This is a genomic window from Clostridium sp. YIM B02500, from assembly GCF_022324665.1.
Classification (GTDB): Bacteria; Bacillota; Clostridia; order Clostridiales; family Clostridiaceae; genus Clostridium; species Clostridium beijerinckii.
Genome location: NZ_JAKGTE010000009.1, coordinates 143,018 through 167,646 on the forward strand (window position 1 = coordinate 143,018; position 24,629 = coordinate 167,646).

Below are 24,629 nucleotides of genomic sequence, written 5' to 3' on the forward strand. Positions count from 1 at the left end.
TATTACAAGAATTTTAGTTGTAATTGTGAATTGTGAAATGTGCATTGTGAATTGCAATATATATTACATATATTTTGTTAAGAAGAGTCTTTTTTAGACTAAGGGGGACAATAGGCTTATGGGTCAATCAAAAGAAAATGATCAAATATTTTGGGACAGTAGAGAAAACATTATATCACCAGAATTAGTTGAAGAAAGAATAGAAGAGATGAATGAAACGTTACTTGTTTATAGATCAGCAATAAAGGAAGTTAAGACTAAATTAGATATTTTAGATGATGAACTTAAGATAAAGAGGAAGAGGAATCCGATTGAATACATGAAATCTAGAGTGAAGACTCCAAGCAGTATTATGGATAAACTTAAACGTAAAGGGTTCGAAATGAGTATTGAATCTGCTAAAAAGAATTTAAATGATATTGCGGGAATTAGAGTTATCTGTTCTTTTGTAGGTGATATATATGATATCGCCAATATGCTAATAAGACAGGATGATATAACACTAATTGAAGAAAAAGATTATATAAACAGTCCTAAGCCAAATGGCTATAGAAGTCTTCATTTAGTTATAGAGGTTCCAATATTTTTTTCAGATCATGTGGAGCCAGTCAGAGTTGAAGTTCAAATTAGAACGATAGCTATGGACTTTTGGGCTAGCCTTGAGCATAAATTATATTATAAGACATCTGGAGATGGACCGCTGCATATTACGCAAGACTTAAAGGAATGTGCGGAGCTTATAGCATCTACAGATATGAGGATGCAGGATATACAAAGAAAGGTAGAAAAACTAAGATAGGTGGTTTGTTAAAATGATAAAAGAGCTTGTATTGAAAAATAGGTCATATAGGAGGTTTTATCAGGATAAGAGCGTTGATATGAATGCTTTAAGAGACTTGGTGGATTTAGCGAGGCTATCACCATCAGGAGCTAATAAACAAGTATTAAGGTACATTTTATCAAATGAAAAAGAACAAAATGAAAAAATAAGTAAATGCATATTTTGGGCAGGTTACTATAAGGATTGGGATGGTCCTAAAGAAGGCGAAAAACCAAGTGCTTATATAGTAGTACTAAAGGATACGAGTCTTGGTCAAGGTGCGCCGCAAGATGATGGAATAGCAGTACAAAGTATGTTACTTGGAGCTGTTGAAAATAATTTGGGCGGATGCATTATAGGAAATATAGATAGAAAGAATCTAAGAGAAGAACTAAATTTAGATGAAAAATTTGAAATTTCCTTGGTAGTAGCTCTTGGTTATCCTAAAGAAGAAGTAGTTATAGAAAATATAAATGAATCTGGAGATGTAAAGTATTGGAGAGATGACAAACAAGTACATCATGTTCCAAAAAGAACATTGGATGATTTGATTTTATAAGTAGTGAACTCGAATCTGTTATTTGATGTGAATCAGTTAAGCAGACATTTCAAAAGTGATGATCAAAATCTTGTATTTTGCTATAAGTGAAGGGTTCTTAATTGCAGAATAGCTGTTTAATTTATAGGTGCAGAACTTTCTCTGTAAGCATCTATGATTTGATTATGGTCGCTTACTCTGTGAGTATCAGCGAGCAAATGTGAGTCGATTTTCTTTAAAAAATATTGATATAATAGTGTGATTTTGAACATACTATACTTGTTACTTTGTAGAAAAAGGAGAATAGTATATATGGAAAGAATACATTATAATGTTGATGGATTAGCAAATGAAAATATGAAAACACAAGTCAAAAATGCACTGGAAAAAATCCAAGGTGTAGATAAGGTTTGTGTAGATCTTGCACGTGGAAGTGTTGAAGTAGTATATAATGCTCCTGCAACAGTAGAAGAAATTAAAAGCTGTATAGAGAATACAGGACATGATGCTAGATAAAAGAAATTTAGATTTGTTGCTAAAGAGGAATGTATTTAGGTTTACATTCCTCTTTAGTTTTTATGTAAATATAAAATTTAATCAGGATTAGCCTTCTATTATTTTTACATAAAACATTCTATCCCTAGGACCATCAAACTCGCAGAAATATACGTTTTGCCATCGTCCTAAAATTAGATTGCCATTATTTAAAATAAGAGTTTGCGAAGCACCTACTGTTGAAGATTTTAGATGAGAATGTGAATTTCCTTCAAAATGCTTATAATTCGGATCTGTGGTTGGATAAATTTTTTCAAAACCATATATTAAATCGCTAACTACATCTGGATCTGCATTTTCATTTATAGTTATTCCAGCTGTAGTATGAGGGCAATAAACTACTATGATTCCATTTCTAATATTACTGTTTTTAATATCTTCTCTTATATAAGAAGTTATATCAACCATAGATTGTCTAGGTTTAATTTCGAGGGAGTGTTTAAATAAATTTGACATAATAAAGCCTCCTTAACATTGTTTTTACATAATATTATAATATACCAGTTATGTAAATATATAAACAATTTTATAAATCTATATTGCAATAATAGACTTAGATTTTAGATTCTAATGAACCAGATAATTAATTAGGAGTAGAGTGTAGAAACTTAATTTCATCATATATACAGCAGTGTAATTAAATTTTTTTATTTCAAAATTTTAAGTCTATTTTATAAATTATGTTAATAAAAATAATAGTAAATATAGATTTTTGATTTGGAGAGGATAAGAAAATGATAAAAACTATTAGTTTTAAATATATATTAATGTTAGGAACTTTATTAAGTTTTGTATTTGCATTTCAGTTAGTTTATGATGTAAAGGCAAATGGGGAATGGGTATATGTAAACAATAGCTGGCGATATTATAGCGGTCCCGAACAGAATACTGGTTGGTATAAATACAAAGATAATTGGTATTATTTGGATGAAAACGGTATGGCAAAAACCGGATGGTTTAAAAGTGAAGGCAAGTGGTATTATCTAGACACAGTTACAGGAAAAATGCTGACTGGATGGATCCAAAATAGAGGGAATTGGTATTATTTAAATAGTTCTGGAGAAATGGTGACAGGGTGGCTTAGATATAATGGAAATTTATATTATTTAAATTCCTCTGGAGTAATGGTTAAGGACATATATATTGGAACTTATTATTTAGGACCAGATGGGGCATGGGAGGAAGGATAGATAGTTGAAATAAATTATCTTACAGATATAAAGTAAAATTACCAATCTGTAAAAACTTGAAAAAATAAAAAATACTATTTCAAAATGTATTAGTAAAAAACATTGAGAGATAGTATTTTTTATATAATAATTCTATATCTAAAGCTTGTCCTAGAAAATGCTAAATTGGAGCTTTATTGACCTATCAACTTATCGTTTTCAAAGATGTGTTCAATTAACCAATCATTTAAAAGCTGTAATAGAGTAGAAATCGATTCATTCTGATTTTCATCAATACTCCTAAAATTTACTTCATTAATTCTTTTTATAAAAGCGTCATGTTCTATCTTTTGAGTGAACATTCTTTTATAGTTAATTTTCTTCATATATTCTTCTTCTGCTTTAAAATGGAATGATGTATAATCACGTAGCTCATCTACTAACTCTAATATGTTATCATATTTATCAGTTGTAAAATCATTTTTTAGTAGATTGTAAGCTTTGTCTGCTATTTCGAAGAGAACTTTGTGCTGTTCGTCAATAAAATCAATTCCAGTCTTAAATTCTTCTTTAAATTCATACATTAAATGTTACCTTCTTTCTTATAATTGTATAATTACATATAAAACAATTATATATCACTTTTGTAAAATTTTCTAGATTAGGGATAAAGATAATTCTTATCAATAAGAGTAAATAGAATTGGTATATATAAGAAACTATATAAATCCTGCTAAATTAATGATACAGTAGTATTAGATAATTTTACAGCAATTATCAATATAAACTATATATTGCACTTAAGTTTTTACATTTTAAGATTAATTGAGTTCTTTTTTATTAATATTTTAAATGTAAACTTGCTATTGCAATACAAAAACTATGAAAAAATAAATGAGAAAAGGAATTGGAATTTATGGAAGTGATTCAGAACATAGATAATAATATTTTAGAATTTATACAAATCCATATGAGGACTCCCGTTTTAGATAAGGTTATGCCACTAATAACTATTCTTGGAAGCAAAATTACTATATGGACGTTTATCGCTTTAATACTTATAATGGGAAAAGAATATAGGAAGTATGGTATTATGATAATATGTTCTTTGATATTATGTTTTATTGTAGGAAATTTAGGTTTAAAACCTTTAGTAGCCAGAACTCGTCCTTTTAATGCTGAACCAATATTAAATATGATTCATATGAAGCTGCCAACAGATTTTTCTTTTCCGTCAGGCCATACTATGTGTTCATTTGCACCAGCAACTGTAATTAATTATATGAATAAGAGAGCTGGGATACTTGCATTAACTCTAAGCACATTAATAGGCTTTTCAAGGTTATACTTATATGTACATTATCCATCAGATGTTTTTGCAGGGATGGTTATTGGGCTTTTAATAGGTAATTTAGTTATTGCAGCATTTAATAAAAGAGCATTAAGTTCTATTTTGAGTTAAACCAAGTTACTATTGATTCCGAAACCCATATTTAATAACTTTGAAAATAATTTCTTATTATTAGTAAATTATTATTTTGAAAATTAGAGATATACATTATAATAATTATGAGGAAGATTATTATAAAAGCAAATTAGCGAAAATGATACTTGAGCTTATTACAAAGGGGGAAGAATGTGAGTTGGGATTGTGCGGTATGGCACTGCAATGTTGTAAAAAATAAAGAGGATGCAGAAATTCTATATAAACGACTATGCGAAGGAGATACTTCGTTAATTGGTCCTACACAAAAAATACAAGATTTTTATGAAGAATTAACAGCTAAGCATCCTGAAATTGATGATATAAGTGAAGAGGAAATTGGGGATTTAGATTTATGCCCATGGAGTGTAACTTTTGATAAATCAGAAGGACACATTATTATGTCTTGTGTATTTAGCAAGGCTGATCATGTAAGCGATTTGATAAAGGAATTAGCTCAAAAACATGAACTATCCTTCTATGAACCTCAAAATAAAAATTTTATTTATAATTAAAAGTACATAGATAATAATCTTTGCTGTTTGTGGTTAAATGTGGTAATATAGAAAGGTGGTTTTTTATTATAATTTAAATTCTTTACTTTAAATTATAATGGGATATGAGAAAAATAAATTGGGGAGGGATATTAAATATTATATGGTCAAGGTAAAATATTCTGCTATATATACTGATAATTTTGGCTGTGAGCAGGCAGAACTATACTTTCTAAAAGGGGGACTTCAATTTAATATAAGAGATTGCGTCTTTTATGATGATCATTTTGATTTCGATTTTTATACTAAGAGACCTAATGAGCATAAACAACTTTTCTATTTAAAGGATGATGAATTAATAGAATATGTTATGGATGTGAGAATTCCATTAATAATGACATATGATGGTGAGGAATGTGTGAAAGAATCTATATTATTCATTAAGAGACAGAGAAATTCTTATAATAATATGCTTTCGCTCGATCTAGATGGAAAATCTTATACTGTTGAAGGATATAATTTGCAAGAATTATTATATAAAATTAAGAAAAAATTGCCTAAAGAATATACTATGGAATCTGATTTTTCATGTATGCTTGGTGTATATTCTATTGAAGCAAATAAAGAAAATGATTTTTATTGTTTTAGAAATTTCGAAGAAGATGATGATGAAAGTGTTTCTAGCGAATCTTTTTGTTTGGAATCCTCTGATTTTAGAAGTAGAGATGCTTTTAATGGACTTAAAAAGTATCCAATTACTTATATATTCAATGAATATTGTTTAAGTAAGATTTAATCAGTCATATTTATGTATAATAATATAAAAAAGAGATGGCGCATATAAGATGTGCTATCTCTTTTTGGTTAATACCACGATTCATAAAATCATGTTCATATAATAGTATAATCCAAATTTTTTAAAATTATACCAAGAGTTAAAAATTATATTGCTTGATTTATTTTTTCCTTTGATTCTAGTGTTAGTGAAGAATTCAATTGTGTCATTAAATTTGGATCTAAAATTTGTTCTAATTCCTCAGAAGTTAATATACCTTTTGCTAGAACAAGTTCCTTTACGGAAATTCCTGATTTTAATGATTCTTTTGCAATGTCAGCGGAATTTTGGTATCCAATGTATGGGCAAAGTGCTGTTACAATTCCAACACTATTGTCTAAGAGTTCTTTACATCTTACTTCATTAGCAGTAATACCTAGAATACAATTATCAACTAAAGTTGTAGTGGCATTTTGAAGCGTTTCTATTGACTCAAACAATTTATAGAATAGAACAGGTTCAAAAGCATTAAGCTCTAATTGACCTGCTTCTGCTGCCATAGTTATTGTTAAATCATTACCTATAATGTTAAATGCGACTTGTGAGACTACTTCTAAAATAACAGGATTAACTTTACCAGGCATAATAGAAGAACCATTTTGCATTGAAGGCAGGTTGATTTCAGCAAAACCTGTTTTGGGTCCGCTAGATAGCAGTCTTAAATCATTTGCCATTTTAGATAGATTAACTGCACATGTTTTTAGAAGTCCTGATACACTTACAAAACAGTCAAGATTTTGAGTCGCATCAATTAAATCATTTGATTGAGTTAAATTAAGACCGCAAATTTTTCTTAAATTAGGAGTTATATTATGAAAATATTCAGGGCTCACATTTATTGCTGTACCAATAGCTGTGCCCCCTATATTTAGAACAAGCATATCTTTTTCAGCCTTTTTTAAGCGTTCTATATCACGTTTTATCATCGATGCAAAAGCATTGAATGATTGTCCAAGTCTAATTGGAACCGCATCTTGAAGTTGAGTACGTCCCATTTTAATTATATTATTAAATTCTAGCGATTTTAATTTAAGAGTATTATATAAACGTTGAAGCTCTGCAATAGTTTTTGGAAGCATTTTTAGAACTGTAAGTTTTCCGGCTGTAGGGAATACATCATTAGTAGATTGGGCCATATTTACGTGATCGTTTGGGTGTACAACATTATAACTCCCTTTAATTTCTCCAAGGAGTTCAATTGCACGATTAGCTATAACTTCATTAGCATTCATGTTAGCAGAAGTTCCTGCGCCTCCTTGAATTGAATCTACTATAAATTCTTCATGTAATTTTCCGCAAATAATCTCATCGCAAGCATTTATTATAGCATTGGCAATCGTTGAAGTTAAGAAATTTGCATCTCTATTTGTAATAGCAGCAGCTTTTTTTATTTCAGCAAGACTAATTATAAATTCCTTATTTAATTTTCTTTCAGTAATAGGAAAATTGTTTTTTGCTCTTAATGATTGAATGCCATAATATGCACTAGCTGGTACCTCCATAGTTCCTATTGAGTCTGATTCCATACGTGTTTTCATTTAAAAATTCCTCGCTTTCATAACTTAAATCATTTCGAAAATTTAAAATAATAGATTACTTAAAATAATTTCTAACAACAAAAGATAAATTTATAATCAAGATATATCTACCGTTATTTTTTTTATTAATCTCTATGACTGAAGATTATCACGCTTTAAAATCAATGTAAATATTAGAAACAAAATTGTGAATAAAAGCTAAAAATTAGCATAATACACTTAAATAAAATTATAGTAGATATAAAAATGCTTAATTTTATTAAGTCTTAAATTTTAAATAAAATGCGAACATAAGTATTAAATTATATTTATAAATTCGTGATATTGCTAAAATTATAGATAATGTTTTACTTAATAATAAGAAAAAATTCATAAAGACAATAAAATAATATAAAAATTGAGAATTAATAAGGAAAAGAATGGAATATACGAGCGGTATAATAGTTTATGCTAAAATATAAAGTTAATTTTTTAAATCAAAACCTCAAAAAGTACTTGTAAATTTCTAATAATCACCTTAAAATATAAATATAACAGATAGGCAATTTGAATAAGTATAAAGGAAGAATAGATTGCTGAAAATTTAATAATAAAGCGCAAAGGGGCGTATCAATAATCAGAAGCTATTAGGATTATTTGATATGTTTTTTTATTCTTTAATTTTGCTATTATAATTAATTCATAAGGAGACAGAGGTATAGTATATGGACAAGATTGATTTTAAGATTATTGAACTTCTACAAGAAAATGCTCGTTATCCACTAAAGCATTTAGCAGAGGAAGTGTTTTTATCAACTCCCGCAGTATCAGCACGTATTGAAAAATTGGAACAAGCAGGTGTTATCACAGGATATTCTGCACACGTTGATCCACTAAAGTTAGGCTATAATATTAAGGCGTTTATTAATTTGGAAATGACGCCTAAGCAGAAACCTGAGTTTTATCCTTTTATATCAAATTGCCCAAATGTACTTGAGTGCAATTGCGTAACAGGCAAGTATTCCATGTTAATAAAGGTTGCTTATCACACAACTTTAGAATTAGATGCCTTTATTGGAGAATTACAAAAGTTTGGAAATACGGAAACTCAAATAGTGTTCTCTACAGCAGTTGAACATAGAGGAATAGATGTGACATCAGAAATTGGTGATAAATAGATTTAAGAAATAAGGCTGTTCTAGATATAAACATGGTTTATATCTAGAACAGTTTTTATTATTACAACATAAAATATAGAATAATTTGGAGGTCTATATCATAGAATTGTAATAGTATAAATATATGTCAAGGAAAGTTTCTATAAGAAAATAATTTGGGAATTATATATATGTCGAGTTGGAGGGAGGAAATATTGTGAGTGAATATGAAGAAAAATTAAACGAAAATAAGAACATAATATTGAGAAACATTGAGCAAGGTAAAAAATCGGGGGTCAATAAAGTTTCAGCCGTTTTTGCCATAAGTAAAAGAGATGAGCTTCGAAAAAACATGGTTACAGATTTGGCTACATGGTTAATTACTGATGGATATAAAGTTTCTCTTAAAGAAGGAGAACTCGAGATATTAACTATTGAATGGGAATAAAACAGAAATTTGTACAAACCCTCAAAATAAGAGGGTTTACATATATGCTATATAAAATAACATAAATATCAAAGTCTTAAGCATCTAAATTTATAGGTGCTTTTTGTTATGTGTATAAATAATGCTATTTTTTCACAACAAAAAGAATTAAAGCAAAAATATTGTTGTTTTATAGTCAGATTTGTGCGTTTAGAGTAAAAAGCATTTTTAAAGTTTGAATGTTGTGATAACATTTACAGTATAAGAAGTGAAATACTTATAAAATTAACACTTAATTTAAATTTTTTCTTCGGAATTTGCTACACAAATTTTACCAACTTAATTGTATTCTATAGAATATTAGAGGGGATGAGAATGGATGGGGAATATAATTAAAATAAACATATATTATGCAGACTTTACAAGAAAAAATAAAGGCAAATTAAGATTGGAAACAGTAGAAAAATCCATTTTGAGGTATGATAAATGGTTAAAGGATACAAATAGAAAAGATAATATAGAAACTTATGAGGAATTTTTACGGGTTCAGTAATATTGACGGGGGATAGTAAGTGATATTAATATTACTTACTATCCTTTAGAGTTTATAGTATTAGTTTGTTTATTACATTTGGTTGGCATGGTGGAAAACAAAATATATAGACATAAGTATAAGAAATTTTCATAAATATATTAATGTGGATACATATATAGATAAATCAGCTATAATCTAGACTTATGCGTATGTATCGCCGAAATGAATAATATACTTAAATTTAAACACTAGAAGTTGTGTTTAAGTAAAATGAAAAGATAATTTAAAGAGCTAGAACAAGGAAATTTAATATAGCCTTTATAAAATTAATAATCTAAATAAGGGAGAGGTTTTAAATGGTTAAAGATGAATTTAAAGGTTTAGTAAAAGAGTATAATGATGAAAGTTGTTCATGGTGCAAAAGCGAATCGAACTGCTTTTATAAAAGAAAGGCAATGGAGGCTACTAGAGAAGCTATAAAAGAAATCACAATTTGTACATCAGCTTATTGTACTGCAAAGGTTTCTTGCGATTATTATAGAAGGGACAGCGAGAAATACAATCTTTATAATGTTAAAGAAGCTTAGGAATAATTGATAATTTTATGAAAGGTGCTACTTTTTATTGTGGCGCCTTTTTTATTTAAAAAAGTTAAATATTCAATTAAGGCTGGAATATAGAACTTCAATTTGAATGTATATCTTTATTTGAAATTAGCTACAACCTGCTGCTTAGAACCTTCAGCGATATTTTTATAGCTTTTCGGAACAAAATATTTATGATTTTGGCGAGTTATATGCATAAGTTCAGGTCTTAGTCGGGTTATCTATAAGAGTACTAGAAAGAATATAAATGCTTTTGCTAAATAAATTAGCAAAAAATATATGCTAGATACGAATATAATTAAATATTGCTCATATACATCTATATTGTCTGGTAATATTATAGGACTAATATATGGATGCGTTATGGAGGGCAATATGAAATTCGACTATAATTTATTAATTTTACTGCTGATTAATTTCTTTTTGTTATTCATAGTTATAGGTGTAATATTTAATGTAGTTAGAGGTTATAAGGCACATGTAGACAGGAATAAAAAAATTGAACAGAAATTTGATGAGATATTGAATGAGTTTATAATAAAAACATTAAATAATAGTAAATAAAGCGTTAATACAAGAATATTTCTGCTTTAGGCGAATATATCAATGAATAACATGTAAGTAAATTTACTTAGTACTTAGGGACATACAGTAATATTAACTAATACAAGCTATCAATACTATTTTTGTTAATATTTTTATAGATTATATTTTGTGTTATTGGTTAATATATTACTGCCAAACAAAATTAAAATAAAAGGAGGTAGATTCAAATGGCATCAAATAATAGTGGAAACAATAGAACATTAGTACCTGAAGCAAAGCAAGGTTTAAACAGATTAAAAACTGAGGTTGCATCAGAAATTGGATTACAAAACTATGAAAACATCGATAAAGGGAACCTATCTTCAAGGCAAAATGGTAGCGTTGGTGGAGAAATGGTAAAAAGAATGATAGAAAGCTACGAACAAGGGTTATAAAAAATAATTATACAAAAGAGCACTCATAGAATTATGAGTGCTTTTTAATATAAGAATGTATATTAGTTTATATGTTAAAAACAGTTAATAACATATATTGCTACAATGAACATATGTCTAATGTTCTAATAAACTAGGATTAATTAAGGAAAAAGTATAAACTAAATTAGGGCATATCACATTCTTTATAAATTAAACAATATGAACCATGAAATATGATATAATTAATATTAGAAAAAAATATTATAAAAAATATGGAGGGACTATAATGAAAATAAATGATAGAGTTGAATTTTTAGAAAATGATAATAAAGGTAAGACAGGGACTGTAATTAAATTGATGGGAGAACATAGCGCTGTTGTTGTAATAGATGGAGAAGAAGATGATGTTCCAACTTTAGCAAGAGTGACGAATTTAAAGGTGATTTAATCTAATATTTAAATTTACATATATTAATATATACATAATTTTATTATATGTTACGTATAAAATCTAAAAATAATTTCCTCTTTTTTATATAATTGGTTATATATTTCTTTTGATTATATATAATTAATTATATATAAAGGAGGGAGACTTATGTTAGACGGTAAAAAAGAGATATTAACAATGTTTAAAAATAAAAATGATGGGTTGACATTTGAAGAAATACACACCAATGAAAAATTTCAGCCAGAGGTATATTTTAAAAATGGAACCCTAACTAAAATAAATATTTTCTTAGTTGGAGCCTTAAATCAAATGGTGAATAGTGACATACTTGTTTGGAGACAAGGAAAGTATTACTTAAAAGAAAACGATATAGGTTAATTTTCTAATGAAGAATAAGCGAAGAAAATGCCACTATACACAATTTTCTTTGCTTATTTAAGGCTATCTTTGAATATCAAGCTTCTCCTAGAATTTTATATATCTGGAATATTTAATCTATAATGTCCTTTTTCTGGCTCATAGCGTAAGATTATTTCAATATTATTAAAGTTATCAATATTATTCATGCGTTCCATGCGTTTCAATAATGGTACTATCTGGGTTGAACTGTCTGTGTGAGAACATAAATTGGCATGTGTATATAACTTAGGCACATAATTGTTCTTTTCAAAAGCATCTACTACGTTAAATCGATCTTTGTATTTTAGAAAAGGTTTATCATCATTAAAGCAAAGAGTTGCAACAGTTTCAAATGCTTCCTTTTATATTCCAAGTTATAAACAATAATTTTTTCATTAGTTCACCTTCTTAATTAGATTATATGTTAAGGTAACAGAATTTAGCTTTCCTACTAAATATATGAAAAGCAACATAGTTTTCTGAACTGCATAATTAAGTTAACTTATTTTTGATTTTTCAGACAAAATAAAGTATAATTAAATGTATATTAAAAAGGAGGGCGAAATTTGTGGAATTGTTTGAGGTAGGTAAACCATTTAAGGATGGTATTACAAGGTATCCAGAAGGAATAAGTTTCGATATAAATAAAAATGGGTGCAATTTATTGATTTATACTACGAAATTTACAGAAAAATCTAGACAAGCTATTATAAAAGGTGATCTGAAATACGGATATTTCAAAGAAGATAATGTTATTATAATGTTATTCAGGTTTGGTAATCACCAATGGATAGAAGTTCCGTACTCTATACATATGTGTAAAAATTCCGTTGAATTAGAAGAAGTTACAGAAACTGAGGGCTTCTCTCTTAATATATATATTATTAATTCGGGGACAGGAGTTTTAGAAGATACTAGACAAGTTGAACTTGATATTAGATTATCTAAAATGTTAAGAGATGATGTCTTAGAACAGAAAAGTATGCCATATAGTGGATTTAATATTAGAGTAAGTGAATTTAATAGAAAATATTCAACTAAAGCATTAGTTAGCATGTCTAGAGCATTAGTTTAAAATCATTTTGGGTATGTATAATTAACTGATACTTAAAATTAAGATATTTTTAGTAAGAAAAATTTTGAGATATGTATATGATGCAATAATAAATTTATATTTAAAACCCTGGTAAGTTACGTGTTAAATTAAAAACTAGAATGTAGAAATTTAATTGCAACATATACATACGTAAATATTAAATTATAGAACGGATAAGTAAGTATAATATTAATTTCATAAGCTAATTGCTATTCATAAGTCTAATCCCTAGATTTTAGATATTGAAATAATAATTCTTAATTTATATAATTTTAGTAACAGAAAGGGGTGGAAGCTATGAAGGTTGAGTTTTGTCTTGTAGAAAGTGATGATATTGTTTTTACAAAAGAATCTAAAGATTTGAAGGATATAATAAATGTCATTACCAAAGTAGGTACAGAGATCAATTTGTTTTTTAGCAAAGATGATTTCATCCATGGGTACGTACAAAATGTAGCATATCAAGTTAATGCGGAAAGTAATGATGAGAGTCTAATAATATATTTTTCAAATGATTATAAAAAATCTAAGAACACAGAGAGAATATCAGCTGAACATTTAAGTACTACGAAATTAAGTGCTAAAAATAATGATAAGGCATAATCGAAAAAATAATAAGTCCATCTGCTAAGACCATTTCCTATTATTCTGCGTCAGCAGATTGTCATAGTAATTTTGCTATTAGATTAATATACCTACGTGTAAAAGAATAATAAGACTGGTATCTTATACTTGTTATTTTCATTCATATGTCTAAATAAAAATTAAGGTGAGATAGTAAATTTTATAATTGTATTTACTATCTCACCTTAATTTTTTTGTTAAATTATAAAAAAAGTAATTAAATATATATGCAACAATTGGATTTTTGTGTTGAGTTCTTAATTGAAGTGATCTGCATGCTAGAGTATTAAGCATAAATTTATTATTGCAATATAATTGAAATAGCCATTATTTATAGGTTTAAGTTATTTGTAAATAATATATTTTGGGATTTAATATATACATATTTTATAAATGTTGCCTTGTGTGCTATAATTTATATGAATTTTTATTTATAAATTGTAATTTTTGTGAAGTATATTGAAAATAGTGAAGGTTGCAAGTAAAAGCGGGTGAACTTTATGATACATATAGGCTAAATATGAAAGAAATTATATATGAATAAAATTAAATTTGTAACTATAAAAAATAAAGTTTAAGATACATTTATGCTTTATATTATAAGGAGATATATTATGAAAGAAAAAAAGAATAGAAAAAGATTTAATAATAGCAGGAGAAGTAATTCTATAAAATTAGTTAAAATAGTATCACTTTTAGTTGTAATTGGAATAATTGCTTTTATTGGGATTAATAAAGGAATAAATTCTTTTGCTAATATGGCTACTAGTCCAAATAGTGATAAAAAAGATGTTATCGAAAACCCATCAGAGGATGAGAAAAAAGAGTTTGGGGAAGTTCCGTTAATAAATGATAATAGAGGCGTGCCGGTAATTTGTTTTCATTCTATAAATGATGATTCTTCAGTAAAAAGCCCTATTATTATTTCAAAGGATAAATTTAGAACACAGCTTCAAGCTATTAAAGATAATGGATATACGACATTAACAATGGCTCAACTTAATGATTACCTTTCTAAGGACAAGGCTATTCCAGAAAAAAGTGTTGTTCTAACCTTTGATGATGGATATAGAGATAATTACACTAATGTATTTCCAATATTAAAAGAGTTTAATATGAATGCAACGATTTTTGTTATACAAAGTTATTTAGATAGAGATGGATATCTAACTACTGACCAAGTTAAAGAGTTGAGTAGTAGTGGAATAATTGATATAGAGTCTCACACAGTTTCTCATATTGATCTTCCGACTATGTCATATGAAGAACAATTAAAAGAACTAAAAAATTCTAAGGAAAAGTTAGAAAGTTTAATTAATAAGCCTATAATTTCGATTGCTTATCCAGAAGGAAAATATAATGATGATACTAAGAAAGCTTTTAGTGAAGTTGGTTATTCAATGGGATTTACTACTGAAAGAGGATACGCTGACAGAGATGATAATTCTGCAGAGCTAAATAGAATATGTGTAGATTATACATATAAGCCTAAAGACATTCTAAAGGTATTAAAAAACTTAAAGAAGTAAGGTGAAATTTTCTTTTAAGTAATATTTAGAAAAATCCGAACGAAAAGAAAAAATATTTACAAAACGTTCTCTTAAAATTGACAAAATATAATATAAATTATAGAATAAAGAGAGCAATAAAGATGCTTATTGTATATTATCCAATTCAATTAGAATTGGATAATATTTTTAATAAGGATCTTAAAAATAACTTATGAATGGAGTAGATAAGCATGAAAGCAATATTAACAGTAATTGGGCAGGACAAAGTTGGTATTATAGCAGGGGTTAGTCAGAAAATGTTAGAATATAGTATCAATATATTAGATGTTAATCAAACTATAATGCAAGGTTTTTTTACCATGATAATGGTATTAGACTGCAAAGATATGAATGCGACTTTTGAGGAAGTTCGTGCAGGACTTACAGCAGAGGGTGAAAGACTTGGGGTAGAAGTAAAGATTCAAAGAGAAGAAATATTTAAGTCAATGCATTCACTATAATAGGAGGGGCTTATGAATACTAATAATATACTTGAAACGATAAAAATGATTGAGGAAGAAAAACTTGACGTTAGAACTATAACAATGGGAATATCCTTGCTTGATTGTATAGATCCAGATGGAGATAAAGCTAGAATTAAGATATATGATAAAATTACAAAATCTGCAGAGCATTTAGTAGAGGTTGGAAGGCAAATAGAAACAGAATTTGGTATTCCAATAGTAAATAAAAGAGTTTCAATAACTCCTATGTCAATAATTGCTGGAGCTACTAATGAAACTAGCTATGTTGAATTTGCAAGAACTTTAGATAGAGCAGCAGAGACTCTTGGAATAGATTTCTTAGGAGGATTTTCAGCATTAGTTCAAAAAGGCTGTACAAAAGGTGATAAGATTTTAATAAGTTCAATTCCTGAAGCTTTAGCAGTAACAAAAAAAGTTTGTGCGTCAGTTAATGTAGGGTGTACAAAATCAGGAATAAACATGAACGCTGTAAGAGATATGGCAGATGTTATAAAGAGAACTGCAGAACTTACAAAAGATCAAAAAGGTTTTGGTTGCGCTAAGTTAGTTGTATTTGCAAATGCAGTAGAAGATAATCCGTTTATGGCAGGAGCTTTCCACGGAGTTGGAGAAGCTGAGAGAATTATAAATGTTGGTGTAAGCGGACCAGGAGTTGTTAAGAGAGCACTTGAGAAAGTAAGAGGAGCATCTTTTGATGTTGTCGCTGAAACAATTAAGCAAACCGCATTTAAAGTTACAAGGATGGGAGAATTAGTTGCTAATGAGGCTTCTAGAAGATTAGATGTACCTTTTGGTATAGTTGACTTATCTTTAGCTCCAACACCAGCCGTTGGTGACTCGGTTGCAGAAATTCTAGAAGAAATAGGATTAGAACAAGTTGGAACTCATGGTACAATTGCAGCACTTGCTATGCTTAACGATGCAGTTAAAAAAGGTGGAGTTATGGCATGTAGCCATGTTGGAGGCTTAAGTGGAGCTTTCATTCCAGTATCTGAAGATGCAGGTATGATTGATGCTGTTATAAGTGGATCATTAAATTTAGAGAAATTAGAAGGAATGACATGTGTATGCTCAGTTGGTCTTGATATGATTGCAATTCCTGGAGATACTCCAGCATCTACGATTGCAGGAATGATAGCCGATGAAGCTGCGATTGGAGTAATAAATAATAAGACTACAGCGGTTAGAATTATACCAGCACCAGGTTGTGAAATCGGTGATATGGTAGAGTTCGGTGGATTATTGGGTAGAGCACCTGTAATGAAGGTAAATGGTAAATCATCAGAATTATTTGCTCAAAGAGGTGGAAGAATTCCTGCACCTATACATTCATTCAAAAACTAATAAGCATAAAAATAAGACCTACAAGATATTAATTATCTTTAGGTCTTATTTCATATTCCATATTATTTCTAAAATAAGCAATTATAGAAATTCTTTTCTTTTGTAATATCGAGGTGTAAAAATAGCCTTACAGGATAAAATTAGTTAGTTGTTTTATAATAAAAATAATAGTGGCCATAATGCCCAAGCATTATTAAAACCATATCCACCACCATATCCGCCATAACCACCGTATCCACAAAAGTTTCCGTAATTGTATCCACAGCAATTATTGCAACATCTGTTATAACAGCATCTGCTCATAGTTCATTTCTCCTTTGTTAATCTATATCATTTGTTATATTAATAATATATTAAACATAATTAAAAATTGTTACATATTAAACTTAAAAATAAAATTATCTATAAGGATATAACCTGCCATATTTTTATTATACAAATTTATGTAAATAAGATCTTATAGGTGTACATACTGGGGTAGAATAGTTTAAATAAAGCATTTTAATACTAGAATAATTGAAAATAATGTTTAAAAAGACATGAAATTAATAAATAACATAATACGGATTTAGAATTTGGTGTCTTTATGTTATAATAGGCAAAGAGAAAATAAGGTGTGTATGATTTTTGAAAATTAAACCATAAGAAGAATAAGTAGGTGAAGATATGACAACTGAAAGAAAGTTTTTGCCCATAAGCAAAAAAGATATGAGAGAAAGAGGTTGGGAGCAATTAGATTTTATAATTGTTACAGCTGATGCATACATTGATCATCATAGTTTTGGTACTGCAATTATTTCGAGAGTACTTGAAGCAAATGGATATAAAGTTGGGATAATACCACAACCGGATTGGGATAATATTTATGATTTTCAGAGATTTGGGAAGCCTAAATATGCTTTCCTAGTTAATGGTGGAAACATGGATCCTATGGTCAATCATTATACTGTAAGTAAAAGATTAAGAGAAAAAGATTTTTATTCTCCAGGTGGACAAATGGGACTTAGGCCTGATAGAGCAACAATTGTTTATTGCAATAAGATAAGAGAAGCTTATAAAGATATAGATATTGTAATAGGAGGAATAGAAGCAAGTCTTAGAAGATTTGCTCATTACGATTATTGGAGTGATAAAGTAAGAAAATCAATATTAATTGATAGTACAGCTGACTTGTTGATTTATGGTATGGGTGAAAAACAAATAGTGGCCGTTGCAGAAAGTTTAAAGAATAAAGTTCGAGCAAAGGATATAACTTATATTAGAGGCACTTGTTATGCTACAGAAAGTTTAGAAGATGTGCAGGATTATATTGAAATTCCTTCGTATAAGGAAGTATCTACAAATAGATATAAATATGCGGAAGCAAGCAAAGTAGAATATGAAGAACAGGATTCTGTTCGTGGTAATATTATCGTACAAAAGCATGGAAGTAAATATGTGGTACAAAATATTCCAGAAGCCCCTTTAAATAGAGAGGAATTAGATGAAGTGTATGGACTTCCATATATGAGAGATTACCATCCTGTTTATGAAGGGAAAGGCGGAATAGCTGCAATTGAAGAAGTTAAATTTAGTACAGTAAGTTCAAGAGGCTGTTTTGGAGACTGTAAATTTTGTGCTATAACTTTCCATCAGGGAAGAGTTGTTCAAAGTAGAAGTAAAGAATCAATATTACAAGAAGTAGAAGATATTACAAAACTTCCAGATTTTAAGGGATATATTCATGATGTAGGAGGGCCGACTGCAAACTTTAGAAAACCAGCTTGTTCTAAGCAGTTAGCTTTTGGAGCATGTAAAAATAAAGAGTGTTTATCTCCAGATGTTTGTAGAAATATGGATGTAGATCATACTGAATACCTTGATTTGTTAAGATCTATAAGGAATGTACCAAAAGTTAAAAAGGCATTTGTGCGCTCAGGTCTTAGATATGATTATATTATGGCTGATAAAGATGATACGTTTTTTAAAGAATTGGTAGAACATCATGTAAGTGGAAAATTAAAAGTTGCACCTGAACATATTTCAAAAGATGTACTAAAATATATGGGTAAACCGGCTGGCGAAACTTATGATAAATTTGTAAATAAGTTTGAAAAAATAACAAAGAAACTTGGAAAAAAACAATATATAATTCCATATTTAATGTCATCTCATCCGGGAAGTACTTTAGAATGTGCAATTGAGCTTGCTGAGTATCTAAGAGATATTAACTATCAACCAGAGCAGGTACAAGATTTTTATCCAACACCAGGTACATTGGCTACAACAATGTATTATACCGGATTAGACCCAATGACAATGAAAGAAGTTTATGTACCAAAGACTAAGCATGAAAAAGCTATGCAAAGAGCTCTGCTTCAATATAAGAATCCAAAGTACTATACACTGGTCTATGAGGCATTAACACAAGCTGGTAGAACTGATTTGATAGGAAATGGTCCGAAATGTCTTATAAAAGATAAAAATAAAAGTGTCAAAGGTTATAATCCTAGCGTTTCTAGAGGTAATGAAAGCCAAGGAACTAATAGGAAAAAGCCTTCAGACAGATTAAAGGGTGATAGAATTTCTGATAGAAGAGAAAAAGGTAATAAAACAAAAGAAAAAAACTTGCCAAATGGCAAAAAGAAGACTATTAAGAAAAGATAAAATAGTAAATAGCATTGTAAAATTGCTGCAATGAAATAATAAAATGTTTTTGTCAGATCTTATATTTAGTTCATGAATTGTAGCAATTTACTAATTTAATCGATAGTATATATTGAAATTAAGAATAAGTTATTGATTTTTCAGCATGTATTTGCATACATGCTGAAGTTAAATTTCTACATTTTGATCCTAATTTGGTAGTTACGTATTAGAGTGCTGGATGTGGAGTTTTATTATTTCGGTATAATTAAGAGAAAGGGGTAAAAATGGGGGATATTTTAATAAAAGCGTTTAGCTTTATATTGATTATTGCGATAGGATATAGTTTCAAAAGGATAGGGGTTTTTGGGCCTAAAGACTATAAAATTATAACTAAAATTATAATGAATATTACTTTACCGTGTGCACTTATTACTGGATTTGCAAATTTTAAAATGGATACATCAATGCTTTTTATTATTTTGCTTGGATTTTTGGGAAACATTATAATGTCTTTCGTTGGTTTTGTTTTAGCTAGGAATAAGGATAATAAAGAAAAAGCCTTTAATATGCTAAATTTAGCTGGATATAATATAGGATGTTTTACCCTACCATATGTGCAGAGTTTTATGGGAGCATATGCTGTTGGGATAACAAGTCTCTTCGATATAGGTAATTCGATTATGTGTACAGGAGGCACATATGCACTTGCATCAGGTGTTGTTGGGGAAGAAAATGACCAAAGCATTAGAGCATTTCTTAGAAAAATGTTCTCATCTGTACCTTTTGATACTTATATGCTTATGTTTATAGTGACAATTACAGGTATTAAGTTGCCACAGGTGATATATACAGTAACTTCAAATCTAAGTGCAGGAAATGCGTTTTTGTCCATGCTTATGATTGGCATGGTTTTTGAATGCAAATTCCGAAAAGAACAGCTAGTTAAAGTTGCTTCTATTATAAGTATACGTTACTTGTTTGCAGCAATATTTGCAGTTATTATTTATTTTTGTGTACCGTTCTCAATGGAAATTAAGCATGTACTAGTTATTTTGGTATTTGGCCCAGTTCCTGTTCTTGCACCAGTCTTTACGGCTAGATGTAAATGTGATGAAGGCTTAGCGGGGGTAGTAAATTCTTTATGTATACCCATAAGCATAGTTATAATAACTTTATTGTTGTTTATTATTAATTAGTATAATCGAAAAAGTAGTATTTTGATAAATAAATTAAACCACTAGGCATAAAAAGCGTGTGGTTTTTTTGTTGTATTAATAAATTATTTAATAAATAATACGTGTGTTCTAATAATAAATTTATATTTAAAACTCTAGAGGTCAAAGTGTCCAATTAAATCTAATAGAAAGTAGAAAGATAATTGTGATATATATAGATAATATTTCTAAAATATTATATAATAATAATTATTATTTAAGATTTTAAGGAGGAGATGAAATTGAAAAAATTAATCTCATGGAATGTAAATGGGTTAAGAGCCTGCGTAAAAAAAGGCTTTTTAGAATATTTTAAGGAAATAGATGCTGATATATTTTGCATACAGGAAAGTAAGCTTCAAGAAGGTCAAATAGATTTGGAACTAGATGGATATACAAGTTACTGGAATTATGCTGAAAAGAAAGGTTATTCAGGCACTGCTGTATTTACAAAAGAGGAGCCTTTAACTGTAAAAAGAGGTATTGGGATAGAAGAACATGATAACGAAGGAAGGGTACTTACTTTAGAATATAATAATTTTTACTTAGTAAATGTTTATACTCCTAATTCTAAGCAAGGATTAGAAAGACTTGATTATAGAATGGTATGGGAAGATGTGTTTAGAAAATATTTAAAAGAACTTGAGAAAAACAAACCTGTAATAATTTGTGGGGATTTAAATGTTGCACATAAAGAAATAGATTTAAAAAATCCTACATCTAATAGAAAGAATGCAGGATTTACAGATGAGGAAAGATCTAAGATAACTGAACTATTAGAAGCAGGATTTATAGATACATATAGATATTTCTATCCTGATAAAGAAGGCATGTACTCATGGTGGTCATATAGATTTAATGCCAGAGCTAATAATGCTGGATGGAGAATAGATTATTTCTTGGTTTCAGAAAGTCTTAAGGATAAATTAGAAGATGCAAAAATTCATATGGAAGTAACAGGATCAGATCATTGTCCAGTTGAGTTGACAATTAATCTATAATAGATAAAAAACAAAGCATAACAGCTATATTTGAGTAGTTGGTTATGCTTTGTTTTTTTATTCATTGTACAATAAATCTTTTTATGCCTATCCAAGCGGTAAAGCTGGAAATGAAAGATAGTATACCAAATGTTAGTATCAAGAAAAGCGGAAGTGATATAGGAAAAAAGAAAATATGAATTCCTAATATTAGTGCACAGGCTAATTCGCCTAACAATGTATTTCTTATACACACAATACAAAGTAATATGGAATTTTTAAAAACATCTTTTAGAGGAAGAGAAACAGTAGTAAGCAACGGATAAATATACATGGATGCAAGTGCAAGTAAAACTGTGATAAAAAGACATAAATAGAAAACAAAATAGAAAATAGATTTCTCTTGAGCTAATTTTAAATAAAAGGATAGTGAAACACCTAAAAATGAAAATGCAATTAATATTATTAATCCACTAAATAATGATTGTTTCCAGTTGTTTTTAAAGGCTTCATGGAAATCCGAAAAAATATAAGTATGCTTTCTTTGGAGCATAGACATTAAAATTGAAGTCATAGCACCGAAAGCTGGACCGATTGTAATAATAGGGAGGGAATATAAAACAAAGACAAAATTCAATTTAATTATATCCCAAAATCTCATAGTAAATAATTCAAAAAATAAATGTATACCTTCCTTTGGAGGCTCGTCCTTTTCTATACCAGGACCTTCACGTTCGAAATTTGGGGTTAATAGTTTCATATTAATCAATCTCCTCAAATAAAATTTATCTCATATTATTGATATGTTTATTTTAGATAAGTTTAAAGATAGTATATCATTTGGAAATTTAAAGTTCAAGATTATAAAAACATTTACATGCCATTAAGAAGTTCATTATAATATAAAACATCTTAAGTTTTGTATAAAAAGGTCAAAATATGATTTAAATAAATCTAAAATAATTTAAATAAATATAACTTGAAAGTATTGACTTTAATAGATATAAGTATATAATAAATTTATGATAATAAGTTGCAACTTAAAAATAATGCATATGAAAAGGATTACTGGTGGCAAAATATCGATAAATTAACAAAAGGATTAAATAAACTAAAAAAATATATACATAAAATAATTTAAAAGGAATACAAGTTTATTGATATACTTTAAAATTAATTAAAATAAAGCGCGTATTTGTACAAGCTTTGTTTATAAAAGTTATTTTGATCACTGTTTTTAAAGGCATATATTTAATTAACAAAAATGAAATGGTGCTCACTAAATATATTAACTTCAAATAAATAATGGGAGGTAAAAATATGAAAAGTGTAAAAATATTAAAAAAACTTGCTGCTATTGCTGCTGTAACATCCATTGCTGCAACAATGTTAATCGGATGTGGTGGAAGTAGTTCGAGTACTAGCTCGAGTGGAGGAAAGGATTCAGCATCATCTTCTTCAGGAGATCAGTTAGAAATGTGGACATTTATTGAGATGCATAAAACGTTTTATGAAAAGATGTTAGAAAAATGGAATCAGAAAAATCCTGACAAGAAGTTAAATATTAATTTTACAGTTCTTCCTTATGATGATATGCATAATAAATTGCAATCTGCACTCTTGTCCGGACAAGGAGCCCCTGATGCATGTGATATAGAAGTTGGTAAATTCCCTAATTTTCTTAAAGGAGACCCACAATTAGAGAATCTTGATGATGTTATTTCGCCTTATAAAGATAAGTTGGTTAAATCTCGTATAGATCTTTACAGTAAAGATGGACATAATTATGGACTACCAACACACGTTGGAGCATGTGTAGCATACTACAATACTGAAATCTTAGAAAAGGCGGGGATTGATTATAAATCTATAGCTACCTGGGATGATTTTAAAGCAGCAGGTGCTAAATATTATGCTGCAACTGGTAAAAACTTTGGGACAGCAGATACAAGTGCTCAATGGCAAGAAAGTCTTATGCTAGCAGAACAAAAATCAGATTTTACTGATGCGGATGGTAAGCCACAATTAAATAGTCCGCAAATGGTTAAAGCACTTACTACGTTAAGAGATTTACAAGATGCCCATGCAATAGCTACTATTCCAGGTGGACAACCTGACCAAACAGATGCTGAAGGTGCGATAAATAATGGGGACTATGCAGTTGCAATTATGCCTCTTTGGTATATGTCAAGATTTTTACAATACATGCCTGATCAAGCAGGTAAATGGGCAATTGCTCCAGCTCCAGTATTTGAAAAAGGTCAACCACGTTCTGTAGGTTTAGGTGGTACAGGTACAGCTGTAACTAAAACAGCTAAGAATAAAGAAAATCTTAAAGAATTCTTAGCATATGCAAAACTTTCAGATGAAGGTGAACAGGCAATATGGGAAGATTTAGGCTTCGATCCATGCAATACGGATTTATGGACTAAAAATGATATTACTCATAATCCAGAAAATAAGTTTGTAAAATACTTTAAGACTAATCCTTTTGATACATTAAATGAAATTAAAAATGAAATACAATTAATTAAATCAAATGACGCTATTCCAAGTATAAACAACGTTTTAAATACAGTTACATTAAATAGCATATTTGAAGATAAGAAAGATATAAAACAAGCATTAGATGAAGCACAGCAACAAGTAGAAAATGAATTGAAATAATTAAAAACATCCACACAGAGAAGCTTTTTACAAGCATATTGAGTTACAAAGATGGCTTCTCTGTATTATTTAAGCGTGGGAGGAGGAAGTTAAG

General features: G+C 28.8%; 30 protein-coding genes. 24 read left to right on the forward strand and 6 right to left on the reverse strand.

Features of this window, described 5'->3' with window-relative positions:
* The first annotated feature begins 118 nt into the window (after positions 1-118).
* From L1S46_RS10030 to L1S46_RS10040, 3 genes are all read left to right on the forward strand, one after another.
* A complete protein-coding gene (locus L1S46_RS10030; RefSeq protein WP_012058549.1) occupies positions 119-799 on the forward strand; it encodes a GTP pyrophosphokinase family protein in 681 nt (226 codons plus the stop codon).
* A gap of 13 nt (positions 800-812) precedes the next feature.
* The gene (locus tag L1S46_RS10035; protein WP_236898288.1) at positions 813-1,379 is read left to right on the forward strand and encodes a nitroreductase family protein; all 567 of its coding nucleotides are present in this window, start codon (positions 813-815) and stop codon (positions 1,377-1,379) included.
* Positions 1,380-1,670: 291 nt separating this feature from the next.
* Complete coding sequence (locus L1S46_RS10040) at positions 1,671-1,874, forward strand: heavy metal-associated domain-containing protein (protein WP_012058551.1); 204 nt, start codon at positions 1,671-1,673, stop codon at positions 1,872-1,874.
* A gap of 87 nt (positions 1,875-1,961) precedes the next feature.
* Here the strand turns inward: L1S46_RS10040 and L1S46_RS10045 are convergent, their stop codons facing one another.
* Positions 1,962-2,369: a secondary thiamine-phosphate synthase enzyme YjbQ gene (locus L1S46_RS10045; RefSeq protein WP_077830037.1), complete on the reverse strand. Its 408-nt coding sequence runs from the start codon at positions 2,367-2,369 to the stop codon at positions 1,962-1,964.
* Between the two features lie 278 nt (positions 2,370-2,647).
* On the opposite strand from L1S46_RS10045, the gene L1S46_RS10050 reads away from it, so the two are divergent.
* The gene (locus tag L1S46_RS10050) at positions 2,648-3,103 is read left to right on the forward strand and encodes an N-acetylmuramoyl-L-alanine amidase family protein (protein WP_236898286.1); all 456 of its coding nucleotides are present in this window, start codon (positions 2,648-2,650) and stop codon (positions 3,101-3,103) included.
* Between the two features lie 173 nt (positions 3,104-3,276).
* On the opposite strand, the gene L1S46_RS10055 is transcribed toward L1S46_RS10050, so the two are convergent.
* Positions 3,277-3,666 carry a hemerythrin family protein gene (locus tag L1S46_RS10055; RefSeq protein WP_238899879.1) on the reverse strand — a complete coding sequence of 130 codons (390 nt, stop codon included), beginning with the start codon at positions 3,664-3,666 and terminating at the stop codon, positions 3,277-3,279.
* A gap of 332 nt (positions 3,667-3,998) precedes the next feature.
* Between L1S46_RS10055 and L1S46_RS10060 the strand changes: the two genes are divergently transcribed.
* The 3 genes from L1S46_RS10060 to L1S46_RS10070 all read left to right on the forward strand — a co-directional run bounded on the left by L1S46_RS10060 (position 3,999) and on the right by L1S46_RS10070 (position 5,855).
* On the forward strand, positions 3,999-4,544 hold the full coding sequence (locus tag L1S46_RS10060; protein WP_238899880.1) for a phosphatase PAP2 family protein: 546 nt from the start codon (positions 3,999-4,001) through the stop codon (positions 4,542-4,544).
* Between the two features lie 176 nt (positions 4,545-4,720).
* Entirely contained in the window at positions 4,721-5,080 is a 360-nt protein-coding gene (locus L1S46_RS10065) for a hypothetical protein (RefSeq protein ID WP_238899881.1), read from the forward strand.
* Between the two features lie 142 nt (positions 5,081-5,222).
* Entirely contained in the window at positions 5,223-5,855 is a 633-nt protein-coding gene (locus L1S46_RS10070; RefSeq protein ID WP_238899882.1) for a DUF6304 family protein, read from the forward strand.
* Positions 5,856-6,001: 146 nt separating this feature from the next.
* Here L1S46_RS10070 and L1S46_RS10075 read toward each other — a convergent pair whose 3' ends face one another.
* A complete protein-coding gene (locus tag L1S46_RS10075; RefSeq protein WP_061114855.1) occupies positions 6,002-7,432 on the reverse strand; it encodes an aspartate ammonia-lyase in 1,431 nt (476 codons plus the stop codon).
* Between the two features lie 704 nt (positions 7,433-8,136).
* On the opposite strand from L1S46_RS10075, the gene L1S46_RS10080 reads away from it, so the two are divergent.
* The 8 genes from L1S46_RS10080 (at position 8,137) to L1S46_RS10115 (ending at position 11,926) form a co-directional block, all read left to right on the forward strand.
* Positions 8,137-8,589 (forward strand): Lrp/AsnC family transcriptional regulator, encoded by a 453-nt coding sequence (locus L1S46_RS10080; protein ID WP_012058559.1) that lies wholly within the window; start codon positions 8,137-8,139, stop codon positions 8,587-8,589.
* A gap of 196 nt (positions 8,590-8,785) precedes the next feature.
* Entirely contained in the window at positions 8,786-9,016 is a 231-nt protein-coding gene (locus tag L1S46_RS10085; RefSeq protein WP_012058560.1) for a hypothetical protein, read from the forward strand.
* A gap of 358 nt (positions 9,017-9,374) precedes the next feature.
* A complete protein-coding gene (locus L1S46_RS10090) occupies positions 9,375-9,548 on the forward strand; it encodes a hypothetical protein (RefSeq protein WP_167595043.1) in 174 nt (57 codons plus the stop codon).
* 338 nt (positions 9,549-9,886) lie between these two features.
* Entirely contained in the window at positions 9,887-10,117 is a 231-nt protein-coding gene (locus L1S46_RS10095) for a hypothetical protein (RefSeq protein ID WP_065416484.1), read from the forward strand.
* Between the two features lie 393 nt (positions 10,118-10,510).
* A complete protein-coding gene (locus L1S46_RS10100; RefSeq protein ID WP_023976614.1) occupies positions 10,511-10,699 on the forward strand; it encodes a hypothetical protein in 189 nt (62 codons plus the stop codon).
* 209 nt (positions 10,700-10,908) lie between these two features.
* Positions 10,909-11,115, forward strand: coding sequence for an alpha/beta-type small acid-soluble spore protein (locus L1S46_RS10105; protein WP_012058561.1), 207 nt, complete (start codon positions 10,909-10,911; stop codon positions 11,113-11,115).
* A 268-nt stretch (positions 11,116-11,383) separates the two neighbouring features.
* Positions 11,384-11,545, forward strand: a complete 162-nt coding sequence (locus L1S46_RS10110; protein ID WP_012058562.1) for a hypothetical protein — start codon at positions 11,384-11,386, stop codon at positions 11,543-11,545.
* A 150-nt stretch (positions 11,546-11,695) separates the two neighbouring features.
* Positions 11,696-11,926: a hypothetical protein gene (locus L1S46_RS10115; RefSeq protein WP_012058563.1), complete on the forward strand. Its 231-nt coding sequence runs from the start codon at positions 11,696-11,698 to the stop codon at positions 11,924-11,926.
* 95 nt (positions 11,927-12,021) lie between these two features.
* Here L1S46_RS10115 and L1S46_RS10120 read toward each other — a convergent pair whose 3' ends face one another.
* On the reverse strand, positions 12,022-12,201 hold the full coding sequence (locus tag L1S46_RS10120) for a hypothetical protein (RefSeq protein WP_238899883.1): 180 nt from the start codon (positions 12,199-12,201) through the stop codon (positions 12,022-12,024).
* A gap of 314 nt (positions 12,202-12,515) precedes the next feature.
* Here L1S46_RS10120 and L1S46_RS10125 point away from each other — a divergent pair, with 314 nt between their 5' ends.
* The 5 genes from L1S46_RS10125 (at position 12,516) to L1S46_RS10145 (ending at position 17,046) form a co-directional block, all read left to right on the forward strand.
* Positions 12,516-13,022 carry a hypothetical protein gene (locus tag L1S46_RS10125; RefSeq protein ID WP_012058564.1) on the forward strand — a complete coding sequence of 169 codons (507 nt, stop codon included), beginning with the start codon at positions 12,516-12,518 and terminating at the stop codon, positions 13,020-13,022.
* Between the two features lie 318 nt (positions 13,023-13,340).
* Complete coding sequence (locus tag L1S46_RS10130) at positions 13,341-13,646, forward strand: hypothetical protein (protein ID WP_012058565.1); 306 nt, start codon at positions 13,341-13,343, stop codon at positions 13,644-13,646.
* A gap of 635 nt (positions 13,647-14,281) precedes the next feature.
* On the forward strand, positions 14,282-15,196 hold the full coding sequence (locus L1S46_RS10135) for a polysaccharide deacetylase family protein (RefSeq protein ID WP_238899884.1): 915 nt from the start codon (positions 14,282-14,284) through the stop codon (positions 15,194-15,196).
* A 212-nt stretch (positions 15,197-15,408) separates the two neighbouring features.
* Positions 15,409-15,678 (forward strand): ACT domain-containing protein, encoded by a 270-nt coding sequence (locus tag L1S46_RS10140; protein WP_012058567.1) that lies wholly within the window; start codon positions 15,409-15,411, stop codon positions 15,676-15,678.
* Positions 15,679-15,690: 12 nt separating this feature from the next.
* Positions 15,691-17,046 (forward strand): PFL family protein, encoded by a 1,356-nt coding sequence (locus tag L1S46_RS10145; protein ID WP_012058568.1) that lies wholly within the window; start codon positions 15,691-15,693, stop codon positions 17,044-17,046.
* A 153-nt stretch (positions 17,047-17,199) separates the two neighbouring features.
* Here L1S46_RS10145 and L1S46_RS10150 read toward each other — a convergent pair whose 3' ends face one another.
* The gene (locus L1S46_RS10150; protein WP_017209305.1) at positions 17,200-17,349 is read right to left on the reverse strand and encodes a hypothetical protein; all 150 of its coding nucleotides are present in this window, start codon (positions 17,347-17,349) and stop codon (positions 17,200-17,202) included.
* A 363-nt stretch (positions 17,350-17,712) separates the two neighbouring features.
* Between L1S46_RS10150 and L1S46_RS10155 the strand changes: the two genes are divergently transcribed.
* From L1S46_RS10155 to L1S46_RS10165, 3 genes are all read left to right on the forward strand, one after another.
* A complete protein-coding gene (locus L1S46_RS10155) occupies positions 17,713-19,692 on the forward strand; it encodes a YgiQ family radical SAM protein (RefSeq protein ID WP_238899885.1) in 1,980 nt (659 codons plus the stop codon).
* A 266-nt stretch (positions 19,693-19,958) separates the two neighbouring features.
* On the forward strand, positions 19,959-20,870 hold the full coding sequence (locus L1S46_RS10160) for an AEC family transporter (RefSeq protein ID WP_171786339.1): 912 nt from the start codon (positions 19,959-19,961) through the stop codon (positions 20,868-20,870).
* Between the two features lie 254 nt (positions 20,871-21,124).
* Positions 21,125-21,889 carry an exodeoxyribonuclease III gene (locus L1S46_RS10165; RefSeq protein WP_171786338.1) on the forward strand — a complete coding sequence of 255 codons (765 nt, stop codon included), beginning with the start codon at positions 21,125-21,127 and terminating at the stop codon, positions 21,887-21,889.
* Positions 21,890-21,950: 61 nt separating this feature from the next.
* Here L1S46_RS10165 and L1S46_RS10170 read toward each other — a convergent pair whose 3' ends face one another.
* A complete protein-coding gene (locus L1S46_RS10170) occupies positions 21,951-22,628 on the reverse strand; it encodes a DUF624 domain-containing protein (RefSeq protein WP_171781050.1) in 678 nt (225 codons plus the stop codon).
* Positions 22,629-23,188: 560 nt separating this feature from the next.
* On the opposite strand from L1S46_RS10170, the gene L1S46_RS10175 reads away from it, so the two are divergent.
* The gene (locus L1S46_RS10175; RefSeq protein ID WP_012058573.1) at positions 23,189-24,535 is read left to right on the forward strand and encodes an extracellular solute-binding protein; all 1,347 of its coding nucleotides are present in this window, start codon (positions 23,189-23,191) and stop codon (positions 24,533-24,535) included.
* The last annotated feature ends 94 nt before the right edge of the window (positions 24,536-24,629 follow it).